This window comes from Nitratireductor sp. ATLC21, from assembly GCF_057196525.1.
In genome coordinates this window covers 1075997-1091016 of record NZ_JBXUOU010000002.1, presented here as the reverse complement: position 1 = coordinate 1091016, position 15020 = coordinate 1075997, and the positions used below count along the sequence as shown (strand labels likewise).

The following is a 15020-nucleotide window of genomic DNA, read 5'->3' as shown; positions in this document are numbered from 1 at the left end:
ACTCCGTCAGATGCGGCCGGTCTGGCCGCGGTGGCGCAGATAGTGATCGGCGATTGCGCAGGCAACCATCGCTTCGGCAATCGGCACGGCGCGAATGCCCACACACGGGTCGTGCCTGCCCTTGGTCATCACGTCGACCTCATTGCCATCCTTGTCGATGCTCTGGCGCGGCGTCAGGATCGACGAGGTCGGCTTCACCGCAAAGCGCGCAACAATCGGCTCACCGGTTGAGATGCCGCCCAGAATGCCGCCGGCATTGTTGCTCAGGAAACGCGGGGTTCCGTCATTGCCCATGCGCATCTCGTCAGCGTTCTCCTCGCCGGCAATGCGGGCCGCCTCAAAACCATTGCCGATCTCCACGCCCTTCACAGCATTGATCGACATGAGGTTCGCGCAGATATCCTGATCAAGTTTGGCATAGACCGGCGCACCGAGCCCCGCCGGCACACCTTCCGCCACCACCTCAATGACCGCCCCCACCGAGGAGCCTGCCTTGCGAATGCCATCGAGATATTCCGTAAAGACCGGGACGGATTTCGGATCCGGCGTGAAAAACGGGTTTTCCGCGTCACCTATGAAATCCCAGCTCCAGTTCGCCCGGTCGATTTCCTTCTCGCCCATGGCGACCAGAGCGGCACGCACGGTCATGCCCGGCACCACCTTGCGGGCAAGCGCGCCGGCAGCAACCCGCGTTGCCGTCTCGCGCGCAGAAGAGCGCCCGCCGCCGCGATAATCCCGCAGGCCATATTTGGTCTCGTAGGTGTAATCGGCATGTCCCGGCCGAAAACGCTTTGCGATCTCGCCATAGTCCTTCGAGCGCTGATCGACATTCTCGATCATCATGGAGACCGGAGTTCCGGTGGTGATCAGCGTTTCGCCATCCTCGTCCGGCAGCACGCCTGACAGGATCTTCACTTCGTCCGGCTCGCGCCGCTGTGTGACGAAGCGCGACTGGCCTGGCCGTCTTCTGTCCAGTTCGGCCTGTATCTCTGCAGGCGTGAAACGAATGCCGGGCGGGCACCCGTCGACCACACAGCCGATAGCCGGTCCATGGCTCTCGCCCCAGGTGGTGACACGAAACAGATGACCGAAGGTATTGTGAGACATGAATGCAGGCTTTCACAGATCAGACAGCGCGGCCGTGATGCAGTTTTCCCGGCCGGTCGCTCCGCTTCTATTGGCCTTTGCGAATGTGGTCAAACCGGATTGCCACATGCGCAAGTTTTGACACATTTAGGTGGTTTAAGAAATGGATCGAATCTGCGCCACACGATCTGGATAACCAGTCGAAATCCGAGAGGTATGGAATGCGCATTCTCGCCGCCGTCACGGGCTTACTTATGTTCGCTTCCTCCGCCTTCGCCCTGGACACCGAGGGTAAGGTCGCCAATGTGGATCCGGAAAATCTGACCATCACGCTCGACAACGGGCAGACCTACAAACTGCCGTCCGAAATGGACATCTCCGCCATCGAACCGGGGATGAGCGTGATCGTGGCCTATCGGGAAGTTGACAATGGCGTCAAGCAGATCACAGACATGCTCCTGCCGGATTAGGGGCTAAAGCCACTCCGCCGTACCGTTTTCAAATCGGAGAATTCTATCCTGAGGGATGGCAAGCGCCGCCGCCTCATCGCTGGAGGCGTGTCCCGTCAGGTAAAGGAGCGACCGGATAACCCCGCCATGCGTCACGCACACCGTAGGGGTATTCACCTCGTCCAGCCAAGGCTTCACCCGTTCAGCCAGCGTCTCATAGCTTTCAGCAGCATCACCGGGCGGCACGAAACCCCACTTGTCTTCTGACCGGCCACTGGTGCATCCCGGATTGGCCGCTTCCAGCTCGGCGTAGGTAAATCCCTGCCAATCTCCGAAATTCAGCTCCATCAGGCGTGGATCGGTGCGATAGCCTTCCCGCGGCAGGCCGAGCCCTGCACGCACGCGCTCCATGGTCTCGCGGGTGCGTCGCAATGGACTCGCCACAAAATCGAAGCCGTCAGCATCATGGTTCAGAAGATCGGCAAGGCGAATACCATTGCGGTCAGCCTGAACCTGGCCAACCGCATTTATGTCCGTATCGGCCTGACCCTGGAGGCGCTCTTCGGCGTTCCATTCGGTCTGACCATGGCGAATGACATACAATAATGGAAGCACGACGCGCCTTCGTAGCTACTCCGTCACCACAGAGATGTCCGGAGCGTCGACCGCTTTCATGCCGACAACATGATAGCCGGAGTCGACATGCAACACCTCGCCGGTCACTCCGCGCGAGAGATGGGAAAGCATGTAAAGCGCCGAATCGCCCACTTCGTCAGTGGTGACCACACGTTTCAGTGGCGAGTTGTACTCGTTCCAGCGCAGGATGTAGCGGAAGTCTCCGATGCCGGAGGCGGCCAGTGTCTTGATGGGCCCCGCCGAAATGGCGTTGACGCGGATGTTGCTGCCGCCCAGGTCAACCGCCAGATAACGCACACTCGCCTCGAGCGCCGCCTTTGCGACGCCCATGACATTGTAATGCGGCATCACCTTCTCGGCGCCGTAATAGGTCAGCGTGAGGATCGACCCACCATCGCTCATCAGCGGCTCGGCGCGTTTGGCAAGCGCTGTCAGTGAGTAAACCGAGATATCCATGCTGCGGAGGAAGTTGTCACGGCTCGTATCGACATAACGGCCGGTCAGTTCGTCCTTGTCGGAGAAGGCGACAGCGTGGACCAGAAAGTCGATCTTTCCCCACTCCTTCTCGAGCTTTGCGAAGACCGCATCGACGCTGTCCATGTCCGTAACATCGCAATGCCCCGCGACAATCGCGCCGAGTTCCGTAGCCAGTGGCTCCACCCGCTTCTTCAGCGCGTCCCCCTGATAGGTCAGGGCCAGTTCTGCACCGGCATTGGCACATGCTTTCGCGATGCCCCAAGCGATCGAGCGGTTGTTGGCGACCCCCAGAATGAGCCCGCGCTTTCCGGCCATCAGGCCATTGCCATTTGTCATGGAATGGTTCTCCGAATCCAATTGCCGAAGCGTCTTGCTTTCACCTGAAGGCGCGGCGCTTCTTCATCCTGTGTACTGCATCTGCGCCGCTGGCGATTCTCCAGCGGCACAATGCGATAAGCCGGCAGCCCTATCGCACAGCCGGGCCACGGCATCAAGCGGATTGGCGGAACAAAGCCTCCAGAGCAGGGTCTCCGCCCTCCGGCAGCATGATCTGGACATGGGCGTAGAGATCGCCATTGCCCTCGGTCTTGCGCGGCAGCCCCCGCCCCTTGAGGCGCATCGCCTTGCCCGAGCTGGTCCAGGCCGGGATCGTCAGCGCCAGCTTTCCGGTCGGGGTTTCGACCGGGACCTTGGCCCCCAGAACCGCATCGCGCAGACTGACCGGCAAGTCCACATGGAGATCACGTCCTTCGACCCGATAGCGCGGGTGTGCCCTGAAACGCAGTTTGACCAGCGCGTCACCCCGCTCGCCGAACGGCGTCTCCTCACCCTGCCCCTTGAGACGGATTGTCTGGCCGTCCTCCACATAACGGGGCAGTTTCACCGCAATGCGCCGACCGCCGGGAAAGATGGCCGTCACCTTCTGCGCCTTCGCCACATCCTCGATGTCCACATCAAGCGTGGCGTTCAGATCACCCATGCCACTGGGGCGGCCGCCGCCGGCATTCCCGGCTCCGGCACGACGCCCACGTCCGCTTCCTGCCTGCGAAAAGGCATCACCAAAAATCTGGCTGAAAATGTCCGCGCCGCCGAAACCCGCGCCATCGGGACCACCGCTCCTGAACTCGAAATGCTGCGCTCCCGGTCCCCCACGGGCGGACCGGCGAAATCCTGCAAACGGGTCACCGCCTGCTCCGGCGCCTTCGAAGCCAGCAAAGCGGGGCTTGCCCTCGGCATCGATCTCGCCACGATCGAAAGCGCGGCGCTGCTTCTCGTCGCCGAGGATTTCATAGGCCTGGCCGATTTCGGCAAAGCGTTCCTTGGCCTTGGGATCATCCGGTTTCTGGTCCGGGTGATATTGCTTTGCCAGCTTCCTGTAAGCCGATTTTATATCCTTGGACGAGGCGTTCTTGGCCACGCCCAAAACGTCATATGGATTGCGCATGTGCAACTCTGTTTCTGGTCGTTCCCCATTATAGGGCAAAACGCTCGTGAATTCGGGATGTTGTTCACTATATGCGTTCGGTTAGGAAGAAATTCCAGACCTTGGACCGGTTTCGTTCGTCAAACCGCCTCGAAAGTCTGAATCTGCCACCCGAATTCCGGGCTTGGGCAAGCCGTGCCGCGATAAAGGCTGATCCCGTCAAAACTTTCGCGCGTTGTCACGAAGCTGCGACACGTTCCGTCATCATATATATGCGAGATTACGCCGCGAACGCCGTTTTCCTCATCCGCCCACGAGAGCGGCAATGCACCATCCAGCCCCTCTCCCATCTGCGAAACCATTGCGTGAAGCATCGCGGCCGTTCCGGCTGGCAGCGTCGGGGAGTGGGAGGGCTCCGCGGCAGGGGTAACCGAACCGGTTACCGCAGAAGCGTCGATACCCGACTGATCGAGATCGAGTGCAGAGACACTGCAGCCCGCAAGCAGGGTTGCGGTCATGGGGAGGAAAAGGCGCCCAAAAAGACGCAGCCCCAAGGCCATACCCCGAACTGGCGCTTGCGTTGCCCCCGACAATCGGCATTCTCCCCGTAGAATAAGCGAACAGGCAGCCAGTATGATTGACGAGACGTTAAAATCCGGTGACTTCACGGAGCGCGACGAGCCCTTCCGGCTCTTTGCCGAATGGCTTCACGACGCCACCCAATCAGAGCCCAACGATCCCAATGCGCTGGCTCTCGCCACCGTCGATCCCGATGGAATGCCCAATGTGCGCATGGTGCTTCTGAAGGGCTTTGATGAGCGCGGCTTTGTGTTCTACACGAATTTCGAGAGCGCCAAGGGTGGCGAGATCCTGAGCGCGAAAAAAGCAGCCATGTGCTTTCACTGGAAGAGCTTGCGCCGACAGGTGCGCATTCGCGGGCCGGTTGAAGTGGTGAGCGACGAAGAGGCCGACGAATATTATGCCTCGCGCCCGCGCGGCAGCCGTATCGGCGCCTGGGCCTCAAAACAGTCGCGACCGCTTGAAAGCCGGTTCGCGCTTGAAAAAGCGGTTGCCGAATATACCGCGAAGTTTGCGGTCGGCACGATCCCGCGCCCGTCGCACTGGTCGGGTTTCCGGATCGTTCCGCAGACCATCGAATTCTGGCACGACCGCCCTTTCCGCCTGCACGACCGCGTGGTCTTTACCCGCGATGGAAAGGGCGACTGGCAGACCGAGCGGCTTTATCCGTAAGACAACCGCCCTCGATCACAGCCTCCTTCTCCCCGCGAGCGGGGAGAAGGTCCCGGCAGGGGGATGAGAGGCAGGCGTTGTATCACCGATCGAGGCGTCCAATGCTCCTCGACCCACCCTATTTGCGGCTCATGAAGGCCATGAAGGCGGCCCGCGCTTCATCCGATTTCAGACGCGCACGGAAATGCTCGCCCTCTTCCCTGATGCGCGCGACAACATCGTCGCGCGGCCCGCGCAACAGGTTCCGGGCGATGCGCAAAGCCTCGGGCGGTTTTGCGGCAAGTGCTTCCGCCGCCTTGAAGACCGCACTCTCCAGCTCGCCCTCACCCACCACGCGGTGGATCAGCCCTGCCGCCTGCGCCTCTTCCGCCGGCAGTCCTTCGGCCATCGCCAACATGGCAAAGGCGCGCTGATGGCCCATAATCGCAGGTCCAAGCAAGCTCGACCCCGCCTCCGGCACGAGGCCCAGATCCACAAACGGCGTTGAAAACACCGTTTTCGGCGTGGCGAAGGTCAGGTCGCAATGCATGTGGATCGTCGTGCCGATCCCCACCGCAATCCCGTCCACACCCGAGACCAGCGGTTTTCCCGCCCCGGCCAGCGCCAGAAGAAAATCATAGACCTCCTCGCCACCCTCGCCGCCGGCGGCTACCGCCATGAAATCGGCAAGGTCGTTGCCCGCCGAAAACGCGCCTGGCTGGCCCAGAAGCACATGGCAGCGCACTGCCTCATCCGCATCACCCGCCTTCAGCGCTTCGGCCATTGCCGCATACATGGCGCGCGTGATGGCATTCTTCTTCTCCGGGCGATTGAGACGGATAACCTGCACCGCTCCGCGCCGCTCTATGAGAACATGCTCGCTCATGATCGTCTCCTCAGGCCGAAAGCAGGGCGTCGGCCGCCGCATCGAGGCTCGCCGCCCCCTCCGTCACCCGCTGCCTCAGTGCGCCCGTCTCACCAAGCAGGTTCTCCGCCATGAAGCGTACCAGCGCGGCATGCCCGGGGTTTTCGTTGCCGGCAACAGCCCGCGCATTGAAGGCCACCCCAATGACAAGCGAGAAAAGGCGGAGATAGGGCGTCGCGCCCGCAAGCGCCTCGTTCACACGCCCCTCGGCCAAAGTGCTGGTCATGAATGCGGTCGCCGCCTCCAGATCATCGAGCGCGTCGGCCAGCTTCTCGCCGGTCGCCCCCAGACCGGATGCCTGGGCAACCGCCTTCTGGTCCGCGCGCAATTCGCCGATCAGACGCGCCACCGCCTCACCGCCCTGAAGCGGCAGCTTGCGCATGACGAGATCGATTGCCTGAATACCGTTGGTGCCCTCATAGATCGGCGCGATCCGCGCATCCCGGTAAAGCGCGGCAGCCCCCGTCTCTTCCACATAGCCCATGCCGCCGTGAACCTGCAGGCCAAGCGAAGCGACCTCCACGCCCACATCGGTGGAAAAGGCCTTCGCCATGGGGGTCAGAATATCTGCGCGCGCCTGCCAGGCTGTCGCCTCCTCGCCCTCGTCAAGCCGTGCCCGGTCGATCGCATAGGCGCAGGCATAGGTGATCGCGCGCGCCATCTGCGTCTCGGCCTTCATGGTCAAAAGCGTGCGTTTGATGTCGGGATGCTCGACGATCGGGCTCATTTCGCCATCCTTGGGCGCACCGGCGGCACGGCCCTGCCGGCGCTCCTGCGCATAAGCAATCGCCTTCTGCGTTGCCGCTTCGGCAATCCCCACACCCTGCATACCGACGGCCAGACGGGCGTTGTTCATCATGGTGAACATGCAGGCGAGTCCCCGGTTTTCCTCACCGATCAGCCAGCCGACAGCGCCCGGCGTCTCGCCGAATTTGCCGTCGCCATAGATCATGGTGCAGGTAGGCGAGGCATGAATGCCCAGCTTGTGCTCCATGGAAGCGCAGAAGACATCGTTGCGCGCACCCAACGATCCGTCGTTATTGACGAAAAACTTTGGCACGAGAAACAGCGAAATGCCCTTCGTTCCCGCCGGTGCATCCGGCAGCCTTGCCAGCACCAGATGCACGATGTTGTCGGTGAAATCGTGCTCGCCATAGGTGATGAAGATTTTTTGCCCGAAGATGCGATAGGTGCCGTCGCCCACCGGTTCCGCGCGCGCCTTGAGCGCATTGAGATCGGACCCGGCCTGCGGCTCCGTCAGGTTCATCGTGCCCATCCATTCGCCCGAGACGAGCTTTTCAAGATAGGTCTTCTGCAGTTCCGGCGTCGCGTGCTTTTCCAGCGCCTCGATGGCGCCAACCGTCAATGTCGGACCGATTGCAAAGGCCATGGAGCCGGAGTTCCACATCTCGATGGCCGCAACCGAAAGCAGCGTTGGCAGGCCCTGCCCGCCAAATTCCTCCGGCGCTGCAAGGCCGTTCCATCCGCCCTCGCACCAGCGGCGATAGAGATCGGCCCAGCCCGGCGGCGTGGTGACGGTTCCGTCCTTTAAGACCGCCCCCTTTTCGTCGCCCACTTTCGCAAGCGGCGCGATTTCCTCCGCCGCAAAGCGCCCGGCCTCGCCAATGATCGCATCGACAAGATCTTCCGAGAGATCGCCAAACCGGCCAGCATCCAGATCGGCACCAAACCCGGTGACATGTTTCAGGGTGAAGGCGATTTCGTCGACCGGGGCTCGATACATGCTGCAATCCTCCTGATGTCCCGACAGCGCCTGGAAGTGCGGCGCGCGCCAAAATGTCCAGCGTGCGCCCGGGACCAAAATCTAGCCGCTCGACCACACCCCCGCCATCATACCTTGGCGCAAGATTGCTAGTTTCTTTTTACGTAAACGTCAATGTTGAAAACCTTGCAGCCCTCCCGCCCGAAGGATAGAAACCCTCCAAAGGAAGGGGCCTCAATGCTTGCAAGACCGGAAAAGAACCGCTGCATCGAATGCGGAAAAATGTTCGGAACACCGGGCTTTGCCTATCATGAAGGCCTGATCGAAAACGGCCCGGCCTACTGGGCAGATCGCGGCATTCTCTGTTCCATCGAGTGCTCGCTCACCCACCACAAAAAGCGGATGGCTGACGGCACCGTCCCTGAAAAACCCGCTCCCGATCCGTTCGAGACGGCGCATCTGTTCAAGGAATAGAGCAGCAGAAAGCTACGCGCCAGCCCTGAGGCCCCTCAGCCTTCGCGTTCCACCGCGCGCCAGCCAATGTCGCGTCGGCAGAAGCCTTCCGGCCAGTCGATCAGATCGACCGCGCGATAGGCCTTCTCCTGCGCCTCTTTCACCGAGCCTCCCAGTGCGGTGACATTCAGCACCCGTCCGCCATTGGCCACCAGCGCGCCGTCGTTCATCGCGGTGCCGGCGTGAAATATCTCGACACCTTCATCAGCACCCGCCGCCTCCACGCCGCGGATCACGGTGCCTTTTTCAGGGCTTGCCGGATAGCCTTTTGCCGCCAGCACCACGGTCAGCGCCGCCTCGTCGCGCCAGCGGGCAGAGACATGCGCCAGTTGCCCGTCCACCGCCGCATTGATGAGAAGCAGAAGATCTTCCTTGAGCCGCATCATCAGCACCTGGCATTCCGGATCGCCGAAACGAACATTGTATTCGATGAGCTTGGGGCCGTCCTTCGTCAGCATCAGCCCGGCATAGAGAACACCGGTAAACGGCGCACCCATCTCCGCCATGCCCTTCAGCGTCGGCTCGATGATCTCGGCCATGGTGCGGGCAAGCGTTTCCTCGTCCAGCACCGGGGCCGGCGAATAGGCGCCCATGCCCCCCGTGTTCGGCCCCGTATCGCCATCGCCCACGCGCTTGTGGTCCTGCGCGGTGCCGAAGGGCAGCGCCGTCTTGCCATCGCAAAGACAGAAAAAACTCGCCTCCTCGCCCTCCAGAAACTCTTCCACGACAACAGAAGCACCCGCCGCGCCGAAGCTGCCGTCAAAGCAGTCGTCGATGGCCGCGATGGCCTCATCCTCCGTCATGGCCACGGTCACGCCCTTGCCGGCGGCAAGCCCGTCCGCCTTGATGACGATGGGCGCGCCCTGCTCGCGCACATAGTCGCGTGCGGCCAGCGCGTTGTCGAACCGGCCATAGGCTGCCGTGGGTATCGCGTAGCGGTCGCAGAGTTCCTTGGTGAAGCTCTTCGACCCTTCAAGCCTGGCTGCCGCCGCACTCGGGCCAAAAACACGGATGCCCGCATCGGTCAGCGCATCGGCAAGGCCGGCAACGAGCGGCGCTTCCGGCCCCACCACAACAAGGTCTATCGCCTTTTCCCGGCAGTAGGCGACAATCGCCGCATGGTCGGAAACGTCAAGCGCCACGCATTCAGCGTCCCCTGCCATGCCGGGATTACCGGGCGCTGCATAAAGCTTCGTCAGCACAGGAGATGCAACCAGCTTCCAGGCCAGTGCATGCTCGCGGCCACCGGACCCGATCAGGAGAACATTCATCGTGCGCATCCCCGCTTGTTCAATCACTGCCTCGGGCTATGGCCCTTCGCGCCGAAAATCAAGGCGCTTGTCCGCCGTTCCCCGACAGAAACGCTTGACGCGGAGAGGCGGGCTTGCCACTCCCTGCAGGGAAGACACATAAAACGGACGGTTTGCACGATGGAAAAGATCCAGTCCCGCCAAGGTCAGGGCCGCGTTGCCGATGCCCCATCCGGCCACTGGGTCTATCGCGTCATGCCGCGCGGCATGTGGCCCTATGCGCAGCTTGCCCGCTGGGATCGCCCCATCGGCTGGCAGTTGCTTCTGTGGCCCTGCCTCTGGTCCACGGCCCTTGCGGCCTCCGCCTATGCGCAGCCCGGCGCCCCCCTTGCCGAGGTGCTTCCCTCGCTCTGGCACATCCTGCTCTTCCTCGTCGGCGCGATTGCCATGCGCGGGGCCGGCTGCACCTACAATGATCTGGTGGATGAGCGCATCGACAATGCGGTCGAGCGCACACGCTCACGCCCCCTGCCCTCCGGTCAGGTTTCGCGCGGTCAGGCGTGGGCCTTCCTTCTGGCGCAGGCGCTGCTCGGGCTCCTGGTGCTCGTTCAGTTCAATGCATTTGCCATCGCGCTTGGCTTCGCCTCGCTCATCGTGGTGGCGATCTATCCCTTCGCGAAGAGATTCACGGACTGGCCGCAACTCTTTCTGGGACTTGCCTTTTCCTGGGGTGCGCTGATGGGCTGGGCGGCCGATTTCGAGAGCCTGTCGCTCGCGCCCGTGCTTCTCTATTTTGGCTCGATCCTGTGGGTCATCGGCTATGACACGATCTACGCCCATCAGGACAAGGAAGACGATGCCATTGTCGGCGTTCGCTCCACCGCCCGCCTGTTCGGAGAAAAAACCCGTCAATGGCTGATTGCGCTTTATGGCGGCGCGCTTCTGTTCTTTGCGGTCGCCTTCGCGCTTGCCGAAGTGCCGATGCCAGCACTTGCCGGCCTTGTCGCCGCAGGCGCTCATATGGCACGGCAAATCCGGGTCATCGACATCGACAACCCGGATCAGTGTCTGGCGCTCTTCCGCTCCAACAATGTGGTCGGCTGGCTGATCTTCCTCGGTCTGATCGGCGGTGGCCTGTGGGCCGTGATCAGCCCACAGTTCTGACCGGCGCGATCAGTCGCGGGCGATAATCTCCGCTCCGCCAACAACCATCCGCACACCCAGGCTGCCGCATCGGCGACGCGCGAGGAAACGCGGGCGGCGCGCCCGAACGGCATGGCCCTGACGCCGATGCTTCGGGGGATTTGCCTTCACCTCTCCAATGCTCTCTTCGAGCGGGCGGGCCAGTCCGTCGGCCTCGATCATCAGCATGGGAAGCCCCAGCGCCTCCGACCATGCACGCCAGTCGGCAGCCACATCATCCAGATCACCCGCCACCAGAAGCGGCACGCACAGCATCGCATCCGTGTGAAGCAGTTCGAGCGTCACCGTCACATCGCCCAGATCATCCTCGATGGCGCGTGCCGCAACGCCGCGAAACGCGCGCGTCGGCAGGGCGAACGTCACCGGCAGACCACTCTTGTTGAGAACGCGCTTCATGCGCACGCCGCGATTGTCCACAGTAAAGGACACTTCGCCGAAATCGTCGTGCGATGCATAGCTCACCGCCTGTGGCAGGCGAAAGGGGTCGAGCCGCATTGCGCGGCCCGCCCAGACTGGCTTGAGCCCACTGTTCATATTCTTGCCTTCCTGTCACTCCTGAGAGCCGGTTTTCCGGTTCTCTCACCGGGCCGTTTTCGGCCTCGTTATGGAAGGCACCCTAGCGCCGAGCCCGTTACCGTCAGGCTTAGAAAGTCGGTTAAATTTTGCTGACCTTACAGTTGGTTAGCGATTTCCAACCAAGTGTAACGATCTGGCAAGAGGCGTGACCGGGAGGTAAATGGCGCAACCCCGGTACGAAGATGTCTGAGCGCAAGACGCATTGCGCGCCCCGCCCAACGCTTTTGAATTCAGATCACTTTGCGCGGGTTCATGATGCCCGCCGGGTCAAACGCTGCCTTCACCCGGCGCATCAGCTCCGTGGCGATGGCAGGCTGCGTGGCGATCAGCTCGTCGCGCTTCATGCGCCCGATGCCGTGTTCGGCCGAAAAAGACCCGCCCAGATCGCGCACGATGGCGTGGATGGCATCGTTCATCTTCCGGTAGAGGGCCAGATAGGCGTCGCGGTCGCCATCCTTTGGCTGCGAGATGTTGTAGTGCAGATTGCCGTCGCCCATATGGCCGAAGCAGACCACGCGGCAGCCCGGCGCAACCTTCTGCGCCTCGTCGCCGGCACGCTCGATGAATTCGGGGATCGCCGCCACCGGCACGGAAATGTCGTGCTTGATCGAGCCGCCTTCCGGCTTCTGCGCCTCCGACATGGATTCGCGCAGATGGCGAAAGGCATTGGCCTGCCCCTCGTTCTGGGCAATCGCGGCGTCCACCACCAGCCCTTCCTCGAAGGCGACCGTCAGCACTTCCTCCATCAGCTCCTTGGCATCGTCACCGGAACGCCCGGAGGAGATCTCAATCATCACATACCAGGGATGCGCCTCGGTCAGCGGATCGACAGAACCCGGCACATGCGCCAGCGTGAAGGCAAGCGGCGTGCGCTCGATGAGTTCGAAGGCCGTCAGCCCATTGCCGGCGCGGTCATTGGCCAGCTCGAAAAAGCGCAGCGCATCGGCAGGCGTCGGCAGAGCCGCCCAGGCCAGTTCCCGCCCCTTGGGCATGGGAAAGAGCTTCACCACCGCCGCAGTGATCACGCCCAGCGTGCCCTCCCCGCCCACAAACAGATCTTTCAAATCGTAGCCGGTGTTGTCCTTCTTGAGCTTGCGCAGATCGTCAAAAACCTCGCCCGTGGGCAGCACCACCTCGACGCCGAGGCAAAGGTCGCGCGCCGTGCCATAGGCCAGCGCGCCCACGCCACCGGCATTGGACGAAAGATTGCCGCCGATCTGGCAGGAGCCCTGCGAACCGAGCGATAGGGGAAAAAGGCGGTCCTTCTCGGCCGCCGCGTCCTGCAGCACCTGCAGCACCACGCCGGCCTCCACCGTCGCCGTGTTGGACTGCAGATCGATTTCGCGGATCCTCTTGAGGCGCGAAAGCGAAAGCACGATCTCGTTGCCCTCGCCGTCCGGCATCTGTCCGCCCACAAGGCCCGTATTGCCGCCCTGCGGCACAATCGCCGTGCCGGTTTCGCTGGCAAGCTTCAGGATTGCGCTCACCTCGTCCACCGAGCCTGGACGCAGCACCAGCGGCGTCTTTCCGCGAAACAGCCCGCGTGGCTCTTCCTCGTAAGGCGCGATCTCCTCCGCAGCGGTCAGGGCGTGGCGCTCGCCGACGATTTTGGCAAAACGGGCGAGAAGAGCGGGGTCGATGGTCATGAAGTTGCGGTTTCCTGAAGGGTTAGCGGTCACGGGGTGCGGCTGCGCGCGCGAGGCGATCATTGATGGCTTCGCCAAGCCCTTCAAGGGGCACAGGCTCGACGGCGATTGTGGCAGCGCCCGACCGGTCTAGCGCGAGCAGATGCGAGAACAAATTGGCTGCCGCCTCGCGCATCTCTCCGCTCTCCGAAAGATTGCGCATGGCAACCGCCCTCTCCGCCCCCGCCACACGTTGCGGCCCAAAGGCAAGCAGCGCCTCTCCCGGTTTCACCTCGGCCACCCCAAGCCGCATATGGGCATTGGGCGCATAGTGAGAGGCAAGCATGCCGGGGGCCTGCACCCCCTTGGCACCACGCATCAGCGCCATACCGGTGACGCGCTCGATCTCATCAGCCGCAACGCCGCCCGGACGCAGAAGCGTGATGCTCTCTTCCCCGACCTTCACAATGGTGGATTCCAGTCCCACCGGCGTCGGGCCGCCATCCACGATCAAAGGAATGCGAGCGCCGAGATCAGCCTCCACCGCTTCGGCAGTTGTGCCGCTGATGCGGCCCGATGAATTGGCGCTTGGAGCCGCCACCGGTCGCCCCAGCGCTTCGATCACCCGCGCGCCAAACCCTTTCGGGCAGCGCAGCGCAATCGTGTCGAGCCCGGCAGTGACCAGAGGATGAACGCCGGATCCCGCACGATGAGGCAGAACCAGCGTCAGCGGCCCCGGCCAGAAGGCATCCGCAAGGAGGCGCGCGAGCGGGTTGAAAACCGCGATGCGCTCGGCCATCTCCCGGTCCGCCACATGCGCGATCAGGGGGTTGAACTGCGGGCGTCCCTTGGTCTCATAAATGCGCGCCACCGCCTCGCCATTGGTAGCGTCGGCGGCAAGCCCATAAACCGTTTCCGTGGGAATGGCGATGGCCGCGCCTGATCGCAGCAGCTCCACCGCCCGTGGCAACGCCTCACTGTCCGGCAGAATGTCAGCCAAGAAACCCATCCTTTCAAAAACCCAATTGCTGACTATCGCGCCTGCCGGATATGGGCAAGCATGGCAGGCGGGCTTGAGGGGTTTTCATTCGTGTATGAGCAAAGCAACAAGGCCGGAGCTCTTTCAGCGTCCTTCCCCTCATGACGATGCACTGAGGGGATCATCCCGGGCCGCTCCGCCGGCAAAGAGGTTTGTTGAATCTTAATGCATTTCGCGTTTGATGGCTTGTGCGCCATGAGAAGCGCGCCAGAACCGCCAATGATTGGGGGGCAGGAAGAATGCAGTCATGGCCGATCAAGCCACTGCTCGTCAGCATGCTGCTCGTTTTGGCGGGCGGCACGAAGGCGACTTCCTTGCTCGAGCTGACAGGCAGATCCGCGGAACACCCCACATCGACAGTCACTCTAGAGGAATTTCAGCGGAAAACGCCTGACCGGCCTGTTTTGCTTGAAGCACCCCTGTCCTACCCTGCCCCTTCGCTCGGCCCTTCGTTCTCGGCGGAGAAACTTCGGCTTTCGCCCTCCATTGTCGGCATAGGAACGGCGCTGCCCGACATGCATCCCGAAGCTGGAGAAACCACCAGCGCCATTCCACATGCGCCGCGCCGCATGCCGCAAATCATCCGGGGTGGAGAAACCGGTTCTGCTCCCCCACGAGAGGTGACCGCTCCGTATCAGGCCACCTCGCCGGAGCCTGTGTCTCGGCCAGACCGCAAACCTGCATCTCGCCCGCATCCTGAAAATGAAAGCAGCGCGGCCGCGAAGCCTCCTGCTTCTGCGCCACCGCCCTCGCGCGCGCCAGTGGGCCAGCCCGAATAGGCTCCTGCCATAAGGCTGACAGGAAAGCACTTCCCGGTACGCTTGACGTTCCACGCAGGGCGGCGCACCCTCCGCGCATCATTCTC

At 62.4% G+C, this 15020-nt stretch carries 16 protein-coding genes; 5 read left to right on the top strand and 11 right to left on the bottom strand.

All coding sequences use genetic code 11. The features are described 5' to 3' along the window. Positions 1–6 precede the first annotated feature (6 nt). A complete protein-coding gene (gene aroC, locus AC2CHD_RS12730; RefSeq protein WP_484553978.1) occupies positions 7–1107 on the bottom strand; it encodes a chorismate synthase in 1101 nt (366 codons plus the stop codon). 200 nt (positions 1108–1307) lie between these two features. Here aroC and AC2CHD_RS12725 point away from each other — a divergent pair, with 200 nt between their 5' ends. Next, positions 1308–1556: a DUF1344 domain-containing protein gene (locus AC2CHD_RS12725; protein WP_229447585.1), complete on the top strand. Its 249-nt coding sequence runs from the start codon at positions 1308–1310 to the stop codon at positions 1554–1556. 3 nt (positions 1557–1559) lie between these two features. Here AC2CHD_RS12725 and AC2CHD_RS12720 read toward each other — a convergent pair whose 3' ends face one another. The 4 genes from AC2CHD_RS12720 to AC2CHD_RS12705 all read right to left on the bottom strand — a co-directional run bounded on the left by AC2CHD_RS12720 (position 1560) and on the right by AC2CHD_RS12705 (position 4589). Next, the gene (locus AC2CHD_RS12720; protein WP_229447586.1) at positions 1560–2150 is read right to left on the bottom strand and encodes a histidine phosphatase family protein; all 591 of its coding nucleotides are present in this window, start codon (positions 2148–2150) and stop codon (positions 1560–1562) included. Between the two features lie 15 nt (positions 2151–2165). Then, positions 2166–2984 carry an enoyl-ACP reductase FabI gene (fabI, locus tag AC2CHD_RS12715; protein WP_484553977.1) on the bottom strand — a complete coding sequence of 273 codons (819 nt, stop codon included), beginning with the start codon at positions 2982–2984 and terminating at the stop codon, positions 2166–2168. Positions 2985–3138: 154 nt separating this feature from the next. After that, positions 3139–4092 (bottom strand): DnaJ C-terminal domain-containing protein, encoded by a 954-nt coding sequence (locus tag AC2CHD_RS12710; protein WP_484553976.1) that lies wholly within the window; start codon positions 4090–4092, stop codon positions 3139–3141. 119 nt (positions 4093–4211) lie between these two features. Beyond that, on the bottom strand, positions 4212–4589 hold the full coding sequence (locus tag AC2CHD_RS12705) for an RT0821/Lpp0805 family surface protein (protein ID WP_484553975.1): 378 nt from the start codon (positions 4587–4589) through the stop codon (positions 4212–4214). A 115-nt stretch (positions 4590–4704) separates the two neighbouring features. Here AC2CHD_RS12705 and pdxH point away from each other — a divergent pair, with 115 nt between their 5' ends. Next, positions 4705–5322: a pyridoxamine 5'-phosphate oxidase gene (gene pdxH, locus AC2CHD_RS12700; protein WP_484553974.1), complete on the top strand. Its 618-nt coding sequence runs from the start codon at positions 4705–4707 to the stop codon at positions 5320–5322. A gap of 118 nt (positions 5323–5440) precedes the next feature. Here pdxH and AC2CHD_RS12695 read toward each other — a convergent pair whose 3' ends face one another. Both AC2CHD_RS12695 and AC2CHD_RS12690 read right to left on the bottom strand, forming a co-directional pair. After that, positions 5441–6187, bottom strand: coding sequence for a crotonase/enoyl-CoA hydratase family protein (locus AC2CHD_RS12695; RefSeq protein WP_484553973.1), 747 nt, complete (start codon positions 6185–6187; stop codon positions 5441–5443). A 10-nt stretch (positions 6188–6197) separates the two neighbouring features. Beyond that, complete coding sequence (locus AC2CHD_RS12690) at positions 6198–7970, bottom strand: acyl-CoA dehydrogenase family protein (protein ID WP_484553972.1); 1773 nt, start codon at positions 7968–7970, stop codon at positions 6198–6200. Between the two features lie 216 nt (positions 7971–8186). On the opposite strand from AC2CHD_RS12690, the gene AC2CHD_RS12685 reads away from it, so the two are divergent. Continuing rightward, entirely contained in the window at positions 8187–8423 is a 237-nt protein-coding gene (locus AC2CHD_RS12685; RefSeq protein ID WP_484553971.1) for a hypothetical protein, read from the top strand. Positions 8424–8458: 35 nt separating this feature from the next. Here the strand turns inward: AC2CHD_RS12685 and purD are convergent, their stop codons facing one another. Further along, positions 8459–9733 carry a phosphoribosylamine--glycine ligase gene (purD, locus tag AC2CHD_RS12680; protein ID WP_484554243.1) on the bottom strand — a complete coding sequence of 425 codons (1275 nt, stop codon included), beginning with the start codon at positions 9731–9733 and terminating at the stop codon, positions 8459–8461. Between the two features lie 159 nt (positions 9734–9892). Here purD and ubiA point away from each other — a divergent pair, with 159 nt between their 5' ends. Further along, positions 9893–10876 (top strand): 4-hydroxybenzoate octaprenyltransferase, encoded by a 984-nt coding sequence (ubiA, locus tag AC2CHD_RS12675; RefSeq protein ID WP_065816094.1) that lies wholly within the window; start codon positions 9893–9895, stop codon positions 10874–10876. 9 nt (positions 10877–10885) lie between these two features. Here ubiA and AC2CHD_RS12670 read toward each other — a convergent pair whose 3' ends face one another. The 3 genes from AC2CHD_RS12670 to AC2CHD_RS12660 all read right to left on the bottom strand — a co-directional run bounded on the left by AC2CHD_RS12670 (position 10886) and on the right by AC2CHD_RS12660 (position 14116). Then, positions 10886–11449 (bottom strand): DUF6101 family protein, encoded by a 564-nt coding sequence (locus AC2CHD_RS12670; RefSeq protein ID WP_025029476.1) that lies wholly within the window; start codon positions 11447–11449, stop codon positions 10886–10888. Between the two features lie 272 nt (positions 11450–11721). Continuing rightward, on the bottom strand, positions 11722–13137 hold the full coding sequence (locus tag AC2CHD_RS12665; protein ID WP_484553970.1) for an FAD-binding oxidoreductase: 1416 nt from the start codon (positions 13135–13137) through the stop codon (positions 11722–11724). 22 nt (positions 13138–13159) lie between these two features. Further along, a complete protein-coding gene (locus AC2CHD_RS12660; RefSeq protein ID WP_484553969.1) occupies positions 13160–14116 on the bottom strand; it encodes an L-threonylcarbamoyladenylate synthase in 957 nt (318 codons plus the stop codon). 278 nt (positions 14117–14394) lie between these two features. Between AC2CHD_RS12660 and AC2CHD_RS12655 the strand changes: the two genes are divergently transcribed. After that, positions 14395–14934: a hypothetical protein gene (locus tag AC2CHD_RS12655; protein ID WP_484553968.1), complete on the top strand. Its 540-nt coding sequence runs from the start codon at positions 14395–14397 to the stop codon at positions 14932–14934. Positions 14935–15020: the final 86 nt, after the last annotated feature.

What these genes read in the sequence shown, in the direction of transcription:
- AC2CHD_RS12705 (WP_484553975.1), bottom strand. Translation starts at nt 4,589, where the DNA reads ATGACCGCAACCCTGCTTGCGGGCTGCAGTGTCTCTGCACTCGATCTC.
- fabI (WP_484553977.1), bottom strand. Translation starts at nt 2,984, where the DNA reads ATGACAAATGGCAATGGCCTGATGGCCGGAAAGCGCGGGCTCATTCTG.
- AC2CHD_RS12655 (WP_484553968.1), top strand. Translation starts at nt 14,395, where the DNA reads ATGCAGTCATGGCCGATCAAGCCACTGCTCGTCAGCATGCTGCTCGTT.
- AC2CHD_RS12725 (WP_229447585.1), top strand. Translation starts at nt 1,308, where the DNA reads ATGCGCATTCTCGCCGCCGTCACGGGCTTACTTATGTTCGCTTCCTCC.
- aroC (WP_484553978.1), bottom strand. Translation starts at nt 1,107, where the DNA reads ATGTCTCACAATACCTTCGGTCATCTGTTTCGTGTCACCACCTGGGGC.
- AC2CHD_RS12665 (WP_484553970.1), bottom strand. Translation starts at nt 13,137, where the DNA reads ATGACCATCGACCCCGCTCTTCTCGCCCGTTTTGCCAAAATCGTCGGC.
- AC2CHD_RS12710 (WP_484553976.1), bottom strand. Translation starts at nt 4,092, where the DNA reads ATGCGCAATCCATATGACGTTTTGGGCGTGGCCAAGAACGCCTCGTCC.
- ubiA (WP_065816094.1), top strand. Translation starts at nt 9,893, where the DNA reads ATGGAAAAGATCCAGTCCCGCCAAGGTCAGGGCCGCGTTGCCGATGCC.
- pdxH (WP_484553974.1), top strand. Translation starts at nt 4,705, where the DNA reads ATGATTGACGAGACGTTAAAATCCGGTGACTTCACGGAGCGCGACGAG.
- AC2CHD_RS12695 (WP_484553973.1), bottom strand. Translation starts at nt 6,187, where the DNA reads ATGAGCGAGCATGTTCTCATAGAGCGGCGCGGAGCGGTGCAGGTTATC.
- AC2CHD_RS12685 (WP_484553971.1), top strand. Translation starts at nt 8,187, where the DNA reads ATGCTTGCAAGACCGGAAAAGAACCGCTGCATCGAATGCGGAAAAATG.
- purD (WP_484554243.1), bottom strand. Translation starts at nt 9,733, where the DNA reads ATGAATGTTCTCCTGATCGGGTCCGGTGGCCGCGAGCATGCACTGGCC.
- AC2CHD_RS12670 (WP_025029476.1), bottom strand. Translation starts at nt 11,449, where the DNA reads ATGAACAGTGGGCTCAAGCCAGTCTGGGCGGGCCGCGCAATGCGGCTC.
- AC2CHD_RS12690 (WP_484553972.1), bottom strand. Translation starts at nt 7,970, where the DNA reads ATGTATCGAGCCCCGGTCGACGAAATCGCCTTCACCCTGAAACATGTC.